We start from the raw sequence: 13,328 nt of genomic DNA, 5'->3' as shown, positions 1-13,328 counted from the left end.
ACGAAAAGGGTATTCCCCTACAGCCAGCTCGCGAACTCCAGAAGCAGCTCGGCGTCCTGCCGCCGCCCCGCCGTGAGCGCCCGCGTCCCCGACTCGACCGCGCGGAACAGCGTCCAGCCGCGCAGCCGCTCCCGGTCCATGTCCAGGGAGTCCGCCAGCTTGTTCACCCGCCGCCGGGCCGTCGAGGCGCCCGCCGACGCGCCCACCAGGTCCTCCACCCGGTCGCGGACGAGCCGGGCCAGGTCGTAGGCGCGCTCGCCGACGAGCGGCTCGGGCCCGACCGCGAGCCAGGGGGCGCGGTCACCGCCCAGCACCTTGCCCTGCCGGAAGCAGCCGTGCAGCAGCAGGGCCTCCTCAGGGGCGGCCACCAGCTCCTCGCGGGCGGCGAGCGCCGCCCCGGTCAGCTCGGCGGTCGCCGGATCCGCGCGGTGCGGCTCCATCGCCGCGGCCTGCCGCTCCGTCCGCTCGGCCACCGACTCGAACCCGTGCCCGGCCGGCGGCTCGACCCACAGCTTCCGTACGGTCCCCGCCGCCTCCAGGAGCGCCTTGGCCTCCGGGAGGGAGCGCAGCGACACCTCGGGGTGCAGCCGTTCGAGGACGAGCCCGCCGTCCGGGGTCTCGTCGAGCAGCCGGACGGCGCCCCAGCCGTTCCAGTGCGCCAGCGCGTCCCGCTCCAGGTCGGGGCGGGCGAACGGCGGCGCGATCTTGAGGGCGGCGGGGGAGTCGTCGGAGCGCCGGACGAGGAGGACCAGACTGCTCCGCCCGCCGGGGGCCATCACCCGCTCGGCGTCGAGCGACGCCCGGTCGAGCGCGGTCCGCGCGTGCTCCGGCAGCGGCCCGAGCCACTCGGTCGCCGCGGTGTCCCCGTACGTCTCGCCGAGCGCCCGTACGAGTCGCTGCGGCGGTTCGAAAGCCATGCGTGCGTTGTCCTTCTGACGTTCGGTCGGTCCCCGGCAGGGGAGTGGACTCACGCTCGCTCGGCGAGCCCAGGAAAGGTTACGTCGCTGCCGCGCCAGCGGACGGCGCGTACCGCCGCCTCCCGCAGCGCGGCGGCCGCTTCGCGCCGCAGCGGGCCGTCGGAGGCCCTGACGAGATCGGAGTAGACCCCGGCGACCCGGTCCTCCAGGACGGCCGCGAGCCGCACGGCGCCGGCCGCGTCGGCCACCCGGAAGGGCAGCTGGTAGGCGGCCGCCGCGACGGCCGGCGCGCCGCCGAGGTCCCGCACCGTGCGGCGCAGCGCGTCCCGGCGGGCCCGGTGTGCCTCGTAGGCGGCGGTGGCCTCCGCCCTGCGCTCCGTACCGATCCGGCCGCCGACGACCCCGTACCCGTACACCGCCGCGTGCTCGGCGGCCAGCGCCGCCTGGGCGGCGTCGAGGGCGCTCATGCCGGTGCTCCTTCGGTCAGCAGGTAGGCGTGAACGGCGCCGGCCGCCGCCACGGAGGCGAGCATTCGGGCGTACTCGGGAGGCGCCGTGAGCAGGGTGTCCATGTGCTGGTCGGAGGCCTTGCGCGCGGCCGCCGCGAGTTCCTTGAGGGCCGTACGGGAATCGGCCGGGACCGGCGGGGGGGCGGGAGCCGGAGAGGCGGAGGGGGGTGCCGAGGCCGACGCGGACGGGGCCGCCGCCGCGGGCTTCACCGCCGTACCGCCCTCGCCCAGGGCCTTCGTGTGCGCCGCCACCGAGCGCCGCAGCGGGGTCAGCCGGGGCGCGAGGGCGGGATGCGCGGCGAGCGTGGCGTCGTAACGTTCCAGCAGGCCCCGCGCGACGGTCACGGAGCGGAGCCGCAGCGACGCCTCGGCGCGCGCCACCCGTTCGGCTTCCAGCTCGGCGGCGCTCGGTCGCCGCACCCCCTCTTCGTCGCCGGAGGAGGTGCAGCCCACGAGGGCCGTCGCTCCCGCTGCCGCGCCCGCCCTGAGGAGTGCGCGCCTGCCCGTCGTCGTCACGCTCTCTCCCTCGTCCGCCGTGCGTCGTCGAAGATCGTCGAGATCACCGCAGGCGAGCGTACCCGCGGGCCCCGGGGCGGTGGACGGCAACACCCTCCGGGACCGGATACCCTTTGGTCTGACACGCGACGACACGCGAAGAAACCCACAACAGCACACGCGGCCGAGGAGTCACCCGGATGAGCACCACCCAGAGCGACAGGCTGCGCGGACTCCTTGAGCCGCTGGTCCACGCGAAGGACCTGGATCTGGAAGAGATCGAGGTGTCCCGGGCCGGCCGTCGTGGACTGCTGCGTGTGGTCGTCGATTCGGAAGAGGGCGTGGAGCTGGACGTCTGCGCCGAGCTGAGCCGTGAGATCTCCGAGAAGCTCGACGAGACCGATGTGATGGGCGAGGGCGAGTACGTCCTCGAAGTCAGCTCCCCCGGCGCCGACCGCCCCCTGACCGAGCACCGCCACTACGTGCGGGCCATCGGTCGGCTGGCCAAGCTCCAGCTCGTCGAGGACGGCGAGCTCGTCGCCCGGATCCTCGCCGTGGACGAGGACGGCCTCAACCTCGAAGTGCCGGGCGTGAAGGGGCGCAAGCCCACCGCCCGCCGGGTCGAGTTCGCCGCCGTCGCCAAGGCGCGTGTCGAGATCGAGTTCAACCGCAAGGACAAGAAGGAAGAGGAGGCGTAGCCGTGGACATCGACGTGAAGCTGCTCAAGGGCTTGGCGAATGAGAAGGAGATCTCCTTCGACCTGCTGGTCGAGGCGATCGAGTCGGCCCTCCTCATCGCGTACCACCGCACCCCCGACGCCCGCCGCCACGCGCGCGTGGAGCTGAACCGGCAGACCGGTCACGTGACGGTGTGGGCGAAGGAGGACCCCTCCGAGCTGGAGGAGGGCCAGGAGCCCAAGGACTTCGACGACACCCCGTCGGACTTCGGCCGGATCGCGGCGAGCACCGCCCGCCAGGTGATCCAGCAGCGACTGCGCGACGCGGAGAACGACGTGACGTTCGGCGAGTATGCTCGCCGTGAGGGCGATGTCGTCGCCGGTGTGGTGCAGCAGGGCAAGGACCCGAAGAACGTCCTCGTCCGGCTGGACGACAAGCTGGAGGCCATCCTCCCGGTGCAGGAGCAGGTGCCGGGCGAGGACTACTCGCACGGTCTGCGGCTGCGTACGTACGTCGTCCGGGTGGCTCGCGGTGTCCGCGGTCCGTCCGTCACGCTCTCGCGCACCCACCCCAGCCTGGTGAAGAAGCTCTTCGCCCTGGAGGTGCCCGAGATCGCCGACGGTTCCGTCGAGATCTCGGCCATCGCCCGTGAGGCCGGTCACCGCACCAAGATCGCCGTCCGTTCCACCCGTTCGGGCCTGAACGCCAAGGGCGCCTGCATCGGCCCCATGGGCAGCCGCGTCCGCAACGTGATGGCGGAGCTGCTCGGCGAGAAGATCGACATCGTCGACTGGTCGGACGACCCGGCCGAGATGGTGGCGAACGCGCTTTCCCCGGCGCGGGTCTCCAGGGTCGAGATCGTCGACCTGGCCGCCCGTTCCGCCCGGGTGACGGTGCCGGACTACCAGCTGTCGCTGGCGATCGGCAAGGAGGGCCAGAACGCCCGCCTGGCCGCCCGTCTGACCGGCTGGCGGATCGACATCCGTCCGGACACCGAGCAGGCCGGTCCGCAGGACTGAGACCGTTTTTGGCCAACGAGTGTTCGATTCTTGCCCCAAACGGGTGGGGTCGGTACGGGGAGGTAGACTTAATCGTGTCTGGCCGGACGCAAGCCCGCGTATGCCCTGAACGAACCTGTGTGGGATGTCGGGAGCGAGCGGCCAAGAGCGATCTACTGCGGATCGTGGTGAATAAGGACGAGTGTGTTCCGGATCATCGCGGTACGCTGCCCGGCCGGGGTGCGTATCTGCACCCCGCCGTGGTCTGTCTCGACCTGGCGGTCCGCCGCCGAGCGTTCCCGAGGGCCTTCAAGGCCCAGGGCCCGTTCGACACCGCGGAGCTCCGTCACCACGTCGAGCGGTCGGCACCGCAGTGAAGAAGTACGGCACGGATCACCGTGCGGTCAGGTACCTCGCGAGTTGGAAGTAGGTCGAGATTGCGATGAGCACTCGATGAGTACGCGATGAGTACGCCCATGAAGTAGCGACGGTCCGGCGGTAACCGGACCTAAAAGGAGCGAAGTGGCTAAGGTCCGGGTATACGAACTCGCCAAGGAGTTCGGCGTAGAGAGCAAGGTCGTCATGGCCAAGCTCCAAGAACTCGGTGAATTCGTCCGTTCGGCGTCCTCGACTATCGAGGCGCCGGTCGTGCGCAAGTTGACTGACGCTTTGCAGGGGCCCGGCGGCAACGCCGGCAAGACCGCTGCCAAGCCCGGCGCGCCCCGCAAGGCAGCGCCCTCCCCCGCCGCGCCCAAGCCGGCGCCGGCATCCCCCGCGCCGTCCCCGGCGCAGGCTGTACGTCCCTCGGCCCCGAAGCCTGGAGCGCCCGCCCCGGCGGCGCCCAAGCCCGTGGTCGCGGAGAAGCCCGCCGCGGCGCCCACCTCGGGCTCGCGTCCCACCCCGGGTCCGAAGCCCCCGGCCCCGCAGAAGCCTGCGCCGGCCTCCCCGGCTCCGACGACTCCGGAGTTCACCGCGCCTCCGTCGGCTCCGGCCGCCGGTCAGCGTCCCGCCGGCGCGACCCCGGGCCCGCGCCCGGCCGCCCGCCCCGCCCAGCAGGCCCCGCGCCCGCAGGGTCAGGGTCAGGGTGCCCCGCGTCCGCAGGGCCAGGGCGCCCCGCGTCCGGGCGGTGCCCGTCCGGCCGGTCCCCGTCCGGGCAACAACCCCTTCACCTCGGGTGGCTCCACCGGCATGGCGCGGCCGCAGTCGCCGCGTCCCGGTGGCGGCGCCCCGCGTCCGCAGGGCGGCCCCGGCGCCGTCCCGGGCGCTCCGCGTCCGCAGGGTGGCCCCGGTGGCGCCCCGCGTCCGCAGGGTCAGGGCGGCGCGCGTCCCACCCCCGGTGGGATGCCTCGCCCGCAGGCTCCCCGTCCGGGCGGCGCGCCCGGCGGTAACCGTCCGAACCCGGGCATGATGCCGCAGCGTCCCGCTGCCGGCCCGCGCCCCGGTCCCGGCGGACGTGGCCCCGGCGGCCCCGGCGGTCGTCCGGCAGGTCCCGGCGGCGGCGGTGGCGGTCGTCCCGGCTTCACCGGTCGTCCGGCCGGTCCCGGCGGTGGCGGCGGCGGCTTCGCCGGTCGTCCCGGTGGTCCCGGTGGTGGCGGCGGTCGTCCGGGTGGTCCCGGCGGCGGTGGCGGCGGCTTCGGCGGTCGTCCCGGTGGCTTCGGTGGCCGTCCCGGCGGTCCGGGTGGACGTGGTGGCACGCAGGGCGCCTTCGGTCGCCCCGGCGGTCCCGCGCGTCGTGGTCGCAAGTCGAAGCGTCAGAGGCGCCAGGAGTACGAGGCCATGCAGGCCCCGTCCGTGGGCGGCGTGATGCTTCCCCGCGGTGGCGGCGAGGTCATCCGCCTGTCGCGCGGTGCCTCCCTCACCGACTTCGCCGAGAAGATCGGCGCCAACCCGGCGTCGCTCGTCGCGGTGATGATGAACCTCGGCGAGATGGTCACGGCGACGCAGTCGGTCTCCGACGACACGCTGTCGATGCTCGGCGACGAGATGAACTACACCGTTCAGATCGTCAGCCCCGAGGAGGAGGACCGCGAGCTGCTCGAGTCCTTCGACATCGAGTTCGGCGAGGACGAGGGTGGCGAAGAGGCTCTGGTCTCCCGTCCGCCGGTCGTCACCGTCATGGGTCACGTCGACCACGGTAAGACCCGACTTCTCGACGCGATCCGCAAGACGAACGTCGTCGCGGGCGAGGCCGGTGGCATCACCCAGCACATCGGTGCCTACCAGGTGGGTACCGAGGTCAACGGCGAAGAGCGTCGCATCACCTTCATCGACACCCCGGGTCACGAGGCGTTCACCGCCATGCGTGCCCGTGGTGCGAAGTCGACCGACATCGCGATCCTCGTGGTCGCGGCCAACGACGGCGTCATGCCGCAGACGATCGAGGCGCTCAACCACGCCAAGGCCGCCGGCGTCCCGATCGTCGTCGCGGTCAACAAGATCGACGTCGAGGGTGCGGACCCGGTCAAGGTCCGCGGCCAGCTGACCGAGTTCGGTCTGGTGGCCGAGGAGTACGGCGGCGACACGATGTTCGTCGACATCTCCGCCAAGCAGGGTCTGCACATCGACTCCCTGCTGGAGGCCGTCGTCCTCACCGCCGACGCCTCGCTCGACCTCCGGGCCAACCCGGACCAGGACGCGCAGGGTATTGCGATCGAGTCCCACCTCGACCGTGGTCGTGGTGCCGTCTCGACCGTCCTCGTCCAGCGCGGAACGCTGCGCATCGGCGACACCGTGGTGGTCGGCGACGCGTACGGCCGCGTCCGGGCGATGCTCGACGACAAGGGCAACAACGTCGAGGAGGCGACCCCGTCGACTCCCGTCCTGGTGCTCGGTCTCACCAACGTGCCGGGTGCCGGCGACAACCTCCTGGTGGTCGACGAGGACCGTACGGCGCGTCAGATCGCCGAGAAGCGCGCTGCGCGTGAGCGCAACGCCGCCTTCGCCAAGCGCGTCCGCCGGGTGTCCCTCGAGGACCTCGACAAGGTGCTCAAGGCCGGTCTCGTCCAGGAACTCAACCTCATCATCAAGGGCGACGCGTCCGGTGCGGTCGAGGCCCTCGAAGCCTCGCTGCTCCAGCTCGACGTCGGCGAAGAGGTCGACATCCGCGTCCTGCACCGCGGTGTGGGTGCGGTCACGGAGTCGGACATCGACCTGGCCATGGGCTCCGACGCCATCGTCATCGGCTACAACGTCCGCGCTGCGGGCCGCGCGGCGCAGATGGCGGAGCGCGAAGGCGTCGACGTCCGGTACTACTCGGTGATCTACCAGGCCATCGAGGAGATCGAGGCGGCCCTGAAGGGTCTCCTCAAGCCGGAGTACGAAGAGGTCGAGCTCGGTACGGCGGAGATCCGCGAGGTCTTCCGCTCGTCCAAGCTGGGCAACATCGCCGGTGTTCTCATCCGCTCCGGCGAGGTCAAGCGCAACACCAAGGCGCGCCTCGTCCGCGACGGCAAGGTCATCGCCGAGGACCTCACGATCCACGGTCTGCGCCGCTTCAAGGACGACGTTACCGAGATCCGCGAAGGCTTCGAGGGTGGTATCAACCTCGGAAACTTCAACGACATCAAGATCGACGACGTCATCGCGACGTACGAGATGCGCGAGAAGCCCCGCGGCTGATCGCGTTCGATCGCAGCAGTGAGCCGGGGCCGGTCGGTGGAAGATTATTCCGTCGATCGGCCCCGGCCGTTGCGTGTACGGTTCTGGTGTCCCTGCCGAGCGACGGCCCGGCAGGTCACCGAACCCGAACCGGCGGGACATCCGGCACCACATGTACGTGGGGACTCTGTCCTTCGATCTGCTCCTCGGCGACGTTCACTCGCTGAAGGAGAAACGCTCCGTGGTCCGCCCCATCGTCGCCGAGCTCCAGCGCAAGTTCGCTGTGAGCGCGGCCGAGGTCGGCGACCAGGACCTCCATCGCAGGGCCCGGCTGGGCGTCGCGCTGGTGTCCGGGGACCCCGGATTCGTATCGGACGTGCTCGACCGCTGTGAGCGGCTCGTCGCCGCGCGTCCCGAGGTGGAGCTGCTTTCGGTACGCCGCAGGCTCCACACTGATGAAGACTGATTGAGCAAGGCAAAGAAGGAGAAGGACCAGTGGCCGACAACGCGCGGGCGAAGAAGCTGGCAGACCTCATCCGGGAGGTGGTCGCCGAGAAGCTGCAGCGCGGCGTCAAGGACCCCCGCCTGGGTACGCACGTGACCATCACGGACACCCGCGTCACCGGCGACCTGCGGGAGGCCACGGTCTTCTACACGGTCTACGGCGACGACGAGGACCGGGCGAGCGCCGCGGCCGGTCTGGAGAGCGCCAAGGGCGTCCTCCGTTCGGCCGTGGGCCGGGCGGCGGGGACCAAGTTCACCCCCACCCTGACGTTCATCGCCGACGCCCTCCCTGAGAACGCCAAGACGATCGAGGACCTCCTCGACAAGGCGCGGGCCTCGGACGCCCAGGTGCGGGAGGCGTCCTCGGGCGCCGCCTTCGCGGGCGAGGCCGACCCCTACAAGAAGCCGGGCGAGGACGAAGCCGCCGAATGAGCAACGCAGCAAAGACGCCCGATGGGCTTGTCGTCGTCGACAAGCCCTCGGGCTTCACTTCGCATGACGTCGTGGCCAAGATGCGCGGCATCGCCAAGACCCGCCGCGTCGGCCACGCCGGCACGCTCGACCCCATGGCCACGGGCGTCCTCGTCCTCGGCGTGGAGCGGGCGACCAAGCTTCTCGGTCACCTCGCGCTGACCGAGAAGGAGTACCTGGGCACCATCCGGCTGGGCCAGACCACGATCACCGACGACGCCGAGGGCGAGATCACGGCGTCGGTCGACGCTTCGAAGGTCACCCGGGAGCAGATCGACGCGGGCGTGGCCGAGCTGACCGGCGCCATCATGCAGGTGCCGTCGAAGGTCTCCGCGATCAAGATCGACGGCAAGCGGTCGTACGCGCGGGTGCGCGGCGGCGAGGAGTTCGAGATCCCGGCCCGCCCGGTGACCGTCTCGTCCTTCCACGTGTACGACGTCCGCGAGGCCGAGGCGGAGGACGGCACGCCCGTCATCGACCTCGTCGTCTCGGTCGTCGTCTCCTCCGGTACGTACATCCGCGCGCTGGCCCGGGACCTCGGTGCCGGGCTCGGCGTGGGCGGTCATCTGACCGCGCTGCGCCGCACCCGCGTCGGCCCGTACAAACTGGACGCGGCCAAGACGCTGGACCAGCTCCAGGAGGAGCTCACGGTCATGCCGATCGCCGAGGCGGCCGACGCGGCGTTCCCGCGCTGGGACGTCGACGAGAAGCGGGCCAAGCTGCTCCTGAACGGTGTCCGGCTGGAGATGCCGTCCTACCCGGCGGGTCCCGTCGCGGTCTACGGACCCGAGGGGACGCTGCTCGCGCTGGTCGAGGACCAGCGGGGGAAGGCCAAGAGCCTCGCCGTCTTCGGCTGAGGCGAGCGGCGTTCCGACGCTCACGACCGCGGGGCGGGCACGGGTACGTGCCCGCCCCGCGGCGGTTTCCGTGAGATTCACCCCATCGGGGAGGCGCTCGGAGTGAATCAGGGGAGCGTCGGGGGGCGCGTTCCCCTATGGGCTTCTCCGGGTGATCACCGGCGACCTACCGTCGACACATGGGACGCGGGGACCTGGCGACGCTGGTGGAAATCTGTGATCCGGCGGGCCGGCCGCGCGGTACCGGGTTCCTCGCCGACCATCACGGCACGGTCGTCACCAGCCATGAGGCAGTCGACGGGCTCGCGCGCGTCGTCCTGCACGCCCCCGGCGACCACACCTGGCTCGCCGAGGCCGAGGCCGTCACCCCCCTGCCGGAGAGCGGCCTCGCGCTTGTACGGACCGAGGGGCTCGGCGTCCGCCCCGTGGCGCTCGCGACCCGCCCCGAGATCGAACCCGGTACGTACGTCCGGATCGCCGCCCACGGCTGGCGCGAGGCCCGGGTCCTCGGCCCCGCCGCCGTCACGTACACCGCCTCCGACCGCTTCCACGTCCTCGGTGACGCCCTCGAACTCGCCATCGGCACCGAGGGCGCCGAGGCGCTCCGCATCGGCGGCCGGGCGGCGGGCGGCCCCGTCCTCGACGCCGCCACCGGCACCGTCGTCGCCGTCCTCGGCACCGCCCTGCACGGCGAGCGCCCGGCCGCCGGATACGCGGTGCCGCTGCGGCCCGACGGCCCGCTCGCCGCCCTCCTGCGGCGCAACGCCGCCACCGTCCCCGCCTACGGACCGGACCTCAACCTCGCCGGGATCCTGGAGCTCACCGCCACCTCCACCGGCCCGGCGAGGGAACCCGACCCATGGCCCGAGCCCGTCGAACGCCCCGAGTTCGCCCGCGAGTTCGCCCGCTTCACCGCCGGGGAGTCCCTCGTCCTCGCCGTCGTCGGCGCCCCCGGCACCGGCCGCACCACCGCCCTCGCCGCGCTCTGCGCCCGCCGCGCCCGGGGCGTCGCGCCCGCCCCCACGGTCCGGCTGCGCGGCGCCGACCTGCGCGCCGAGGACCACTCGCTCGCCGACGCCGTCGGCCGGGCCCTGCGCCAGGCGGGCCGGATCGTCGCCGCCTCCGGCGCGCTCGGCGACACCGCCACCGCCACCCCCGAGCGGGCCGCCTCCCTCGCCCGGGACGCGGGCCGCCCGCTGCTCGTCGTCCTCGACGGGCCCGAGGAGATGCCGCCGCTCCTCGCCCACCGCCTCGCCGACTGGACCGCCGCCACCGAGCAGTGGCTGCGCGCCCACGGGGCACGCCTCGTCACGGCCTGCCGCCCCGAGCACTGGGACCTGGCCGGCGCCCTCTACGACCCGAGGGTCCTGCACCGGACGGTGACGGGGAGCGGCGAAGGGCGGCCCGCCGCCCTCGTGCTCGGCCCGTACACCGAGGAGGAGGCACGGGCGGTACGGCAGGGGTACGGGCTCGGGGAGACCGACCTCGCCGAGGCCGACGCCCGCCATCCGCTCGCCCTGCGGCTGCTGGCCGAGGTACGGGCGGCGCTCCCGGGCGCGGTGCCGGGGCGGCCGGGCCGGGAGGAGATCTTCACGGCCCATCTGGACCTGATGTGCCTGCGCGTCGCCGTCCGAGTCGCCGCGGGCTCCCGGCCCCTCGTGCGGGGGACGGCGGTACGGCTGCTCGCCGCCCGGGTCGCCGGGCAGGTCCACGAGGCCGCCCGTCGCTGTCTGGGCCCGGGCCACGGCGTCCTCGACCGGGCCTCCTTCGAGGAACTGTTCCCGTGGCGCGAGGGGTGGGCCTCGGCCGTCCTCACCGAGGGGCTGCTCGTCCCCGCGGGCTCCGGCTACCGCTTCGCCCACGAGGAGCTCGCCGACTGGCTCCAGTCCGCCCACCTCGACCTGGACGCGGCTTTGTACGCCCTGGTCCACAGCCGCGCGGAGGGGACGGATCCGCCGGGGGAGGAGGGGGCGGGTACGGGTACGGGGACGGGCATGAGGCCGGGTGCCGGTACCGGTACCGGCACGGGCCAGGCTCCGGCGTCCGGTGCGGTTTCCGCGTCCGCCGCGGCGCCGGGGCGCGGTTTCGCGGCGGGGTCAGGTCCTGGTCGAGGGTCCGTTCCTGGTCCGGGATCCGGTCCCGTTCCTGGTCCGGGATCCGGTCCCGTTCCTGGTCCGGGGTCCGGTCCCGTGCCGGCGGGCGGGTTCGTCCCGGACGGCGGTTCCTTCCCGGGCGCCGTCTCCGCTCCCGTGACCGCTTCCGTCTCCGGGTCCGGCGCGGCTCCCTGGGGCGGCGTCTCGCCGGGCGGGCAGGACGGGGTGCTCCTGGCCCTGGTGGGCCCATCGGGCCCCCTATCCGAGCGGGCGGCCGTACCTCCCGCCCGGCCGACGGGCGGGGAACCGGCGGGCCCCGTGTTTCCCGCCGGGCGCGAAACGGTGGCGGCCGCGCGTCCGCTCGACCGGGACCACGCCGCCCCGGTGCCCGCCCCGGACGTTCCGGCGGGCCGTTCCGGATCACCCGCCGCGGCGCCCTCCGCCGACGTGCCCCGGCAGCGGACCGCCGCCGCGTCGGTCGAGCCCGCGGCCGATCGCCTTCCCGTGCCCCGTCACCGCATCGGCCCCGTCCTCCAGGCGCTGCTGCGTCTGCACCGCGAGCACGGGCCGGCCGTCCTCGCCCCGCGCCTCGCCGCGCTCGTCGAGACCCTCGACCGGTTCGCGGACGCGGAAGGACCGGCCGCCGAGCCGGGATCACCACCCGTCGCCGGCCCGCCCCACCCGCACGCCGACGCCGTCTGGTGGGCGGACCGCCTGCTCGGCGAGACCGTGCGCCGGGTGGGCGACCCGCGGCCGTATCTGCCGGTCCTCCGCTTCCTCGCCGACCGGATCGGCGGTCGACGCACACGTCACCCGGTCTTCGCCGGCTTCGGCGCGGCCTTCTGGCAGGCGCTCCCGCTCGGCGAGGACGAGCGGATCGACCTGCTGCGACGGCTCGTGCCCGCCGACCCGCCGCAGGGCGAAGCCGTGGGCGGCGACCGGTGCCTCGACACCGTCGCCGGGCTGCTCGTCGCCGACCCCCGGGGCGTCCAGCCGCTGCTGTGCCGCTGGTTCGGCGACGAGCGCCCGCTCCCCGCCGCCCCGCACGCCACCGTCGCCACCGCCGCCCAGGCCCTCCTGCACACCCATCGCGGACTCGCCGTCGACGACCTCTGCGAGGCGCTCGTCTCCACCGCCCATCCGCTCGCCGACGGGCTGCTCACCGCCCTCGCCGAGGACGAGCCCTCCGCGCTCTGCCGGGCGGTCGACCGCTGGGCCCACGACGACGGCCGCCCCGAGCGCCGGGTCGCCGCCGCCGCGTACGGACATCTCGTCGCCGGCCGGCTCACCGCCCCCGCCGACCGCGAACTCCTCCGCTACGCCGCCCTCGCCCTGCTCGCCCGCCCCTCCGACCAGGCCCTCCACGGCCCCGCCCTCGGCCTGCTCGTTCGCGACCCGCACACCCGCGCCCGCCATCTGCCCCGCGCCATCGCCGAGCCCCGGGTGCCCGCGTCCGCCCTCGCCGAAGCCCTCACGACCCACCCCGGGCCCGTCCTCACCGCCTTCCGGTCCCGGCTGCACGGCACGGGCGAGGAGGCCGCCGCAGCCCTGCGCGCCCTCGCCGAGATCGACACGCCCGCGCTCACCCGCCGCGTCGCCGCGCTCGTCCGCGACTACGTCGCCCGCCTGCCCGACGGCGCCGGGCACGTGGCCCGCTACGTCGACCGGCGGTTCGAGGACGGCCCGGCCGGCCGGGCCGTCCTCTTCCCCCTGGTCTCGGGGCTGATCCGGGGCCGTCCCGCCGCGGTCCGCCGCGCCTTCGCCCCTGTGCTCGCCGCCCCCGGCACGGGCGCCTCCCGCCACCTGCGGGCCGAGCTGCTCGACGTACTCCTGGAGCACGAGCGGTACGAGGCCGAGACCGGCGAGTACTCCGTCCTGGACGCCCTCCTGACGGCCGCCGCCGAGGGCGCCGGACAGCGCAGCGAGCCCCGCACCCGGGAGCTCGTCCACCGGGCCGCCGCCCTGTACACCCGCACCCCCGAAGGCGCCGGGCGGCTCGACCGGGCCCTGGCGGGGCTCGCCCGGGAGCACCTCGGCTTCGCCGTGCTCCTCGTCGGCTGGACCGTCGCCGTACCGGGGGAGTGGGTCCCGCTGCTCGGTCCCGAGACCCTCAGGGTGCTGCGGAGCCCCGGTACTTCCATGCCGATGCGTACCGACGGGCGTGGGCATGGCAGTCTTAGACCTGCGTAATCGGCGAACAGGCGGACGAGG

General features: G+C 73.8%; 11 protein-coding genes. 8 read left to right on the top strand and 3 right to left on the bottom strand.

Annotation, left to right across the window (positions count from 1 at the left end; genetic code table 11):
• Positions 1–17 precede the first annotated feature (17 nt).
• The 3 genes from ACWFR1_RS19680 to ACWFR1_RS19670 are packed head-to-tail and all read right to left on the bottom strand — an operon-like array spanning position 18 to position 1,941.
• On the bottom strand, positions 18–917 hold the full coding sequence (locus tag ACWFR1_RS19680; protein ID WP_453552794.1) for an aminoglycoside phosphotransferase family protein: 900 nt from the start codon (positions 915–917) through the stop codon (positions 18–20).
• A gap of 50 nt (positions 918–967) precedes the next feature.
• Positions 968–1,384 carry a ferritin-like domain-containing protein gene (locus ACWFR1_RS19675; protein ID WP_453552792.1) on the bottom strand — a complete coding sequence of 139 codons (417 nt, stop codon included), beginning with the start codon at positions 1,382–1,384 and terminating at the stop codon, positions 968–970.
• Positions 1,381–1,941: a hypothetical protein gene (locus ACWFR1_RS19670; protein ID WP_453552790.1), complete on the bottom strand. Its 561-nt coding sequence runs from the start codon at positions 1,939–1,941 to the stop codon at positions 1,381–1,383. Before ACWFR1_RS19670 ends, ACWFR1_RS19675 begins: the two co-directional genes overlap by 4 nt.
• Positions 1,942–2,120: 179 nt before the next feature.
• On the opposite strand from ACWFR1_RS19670, the gene rimP reads away from it, so the two are divergent.
• The 8 genes from rimP (at position 2,121) to ACWFR1_RS19630 (ending at position 13,307) form a co-directional block, all read left to right on the top strand.
• On the top strand, positions 2,121–2,618 hold the full coding sequence (gene rimP, locus ACWFR1_RS19665; protein WP_453552788.1) for a ribosome maturation factor RimP: 498 nt from the start codon (positions 2,121–2,123) through the stop codon (positions 2,616–2,618).
• A 2-nt stretch (positions 2,619–2,620) separates the two neighbouring features.
• Positions 2,621–3,616, top strand: coding sequence for a transcription termination factor NusA (gene nusA / locus ACWFR1_RS19660; protein ID WP_453552786.1), 996 nt, complete (start codon positions 2,621–2,623; stop codon positions 3,614–3,616).
• Positions 3,617–3,690: 74 nt separating this feature from the next.
• Positions 3,691–3,972, top strand: a complete 282-nt coding sequence (locus ACWFR1_RS19655; RefSeq protein ID WP_453552784.1) for a YlxR family protein — start codon at positions 3,691–3,693, stop codon at positions 3,970–3,972.
• 145 nt (positions 3,973–4,117) lie between these two features.
• Positions 4,118–7,213 carry a translation initiation factor IF-2 gene (gene infB / locus ACWFR1_RS19650; protein WP_453552782.1) on the top strand — a complete coding sequence of 1,032 codons (3,096 nt, stop codon included), beginning with the start codon at positions 4,118–4,120 and terminating at the stop codon, positions 7,211–7,213.
• Between the two features lie 151 nt (positions 7,214–7,364).
• On the top strand, positions 7,365–7,658 hold the full coding sequence (locus tag ACWFR1_RS19645) for a DUF503 domain-containing protein (RefSeq protein ID WP_453552780.1): 294 nt from the start codon (positions 7,365–7,367) through the stop codon (positions 7,656–7,658).
• 29 nt (positions 7,659–7,687) lie between these two features.
• Positions 7,688–8,128, top strand: coding sequence for a 30S ribosome-binding factor RbfA (gene rbfA, locus ACWFR1_RS19640; protein WP_024759616.1), 441 nt, complete (start codon positions 7,688–7,690; stop codon positions 8,126–8,128).
• On the top strand, positions 8,125–9,024 hold the full coding sequence (gene truB / locus ACWFR1_RS19635) for a tRNA pseudouridine(55) synthase TruB (protein ID WP_453552778.1): 900 nt from the start codon (positions 8,125–8,127) through the stop codon (positions 9,022–9,024). The genes rbfA and truB overlap by 4 nt, the downstream gene beginning before the upstream one ends.
• Positions 9,025–9,203: 179 nt before the next feature.
• Positions 9,204–13,307 carry a trypsin-like peptidase domain-containing protein gene (locus ACWFR1_RS19630; RefSeq protein WP_453552777.1) on the top strand — a complete coding sequence of 1,368 codons (4,104 nt, stop codon included), beginning with the start codon at positions 9,204–9,206 and terminating at the stop codon, positions 13,305–13,307.
• The last annotated feature ends 21 nt before the right edge of the window (positions 13,308–13,328 follow it).

This window comes from Streptomyces sp. NPDC055103 (assembly GCF_053607625.1).
The sequence above is the reverse complement of the archived record's forward strand: the minus strand, read 5'-3'. Positions and strand labels throughout refer to the sequence as shown.

What these genes read in the sequence shown, in the direction of transcription:
- rimP (WP_453552788.1), top strand. Translation starts at nt 2,121, where the DNA reads ATGAGCACCACCCAGAGCGACAGGCTGCGCGGACTCCTTGAGCCGCTG.
- ACWFR1_RS19680 (WP_453552794.1), bottom strand. Translation starts at nt 917, where the DNA reads ATGGCTTTCGAACCGCCGCAGCGACTCGTACGGGCGCTCGGCGAGACG.
- ACWFR1_RS19630 (WP_453552777.1), top strand. Translation starts at nt 9,204, where the DNA reads ATGGGACGCGGGGACCTGGCGACGCTGGTGGAAATCTGTGATCCGGCG.
- ACWFR1_RS19645 (WP_453552780.1), top strand. Translation starts at nt 7,365, where the DNA reads ATGTACGTGGGGACTCTGTCCTTCGATCTGCTCCTCGGCGACGTTCAC.
- ACWFR1_RS19675 (WP_453552792.1), bottom strand. Translation starts at nt 1,384, where the DNA reads ATGAGCGCCCTCGACGCCGCCCAGGCGGCGCTGGCCGCCGAGCACGCG.
- truB (WP_453552778.1), top strand. Translation starts at nt 8,125, where the DNA reads ATGAGCAACGCAGCAAAGACGCCCGATGGGCTTGTCGTCGTCGACAAG.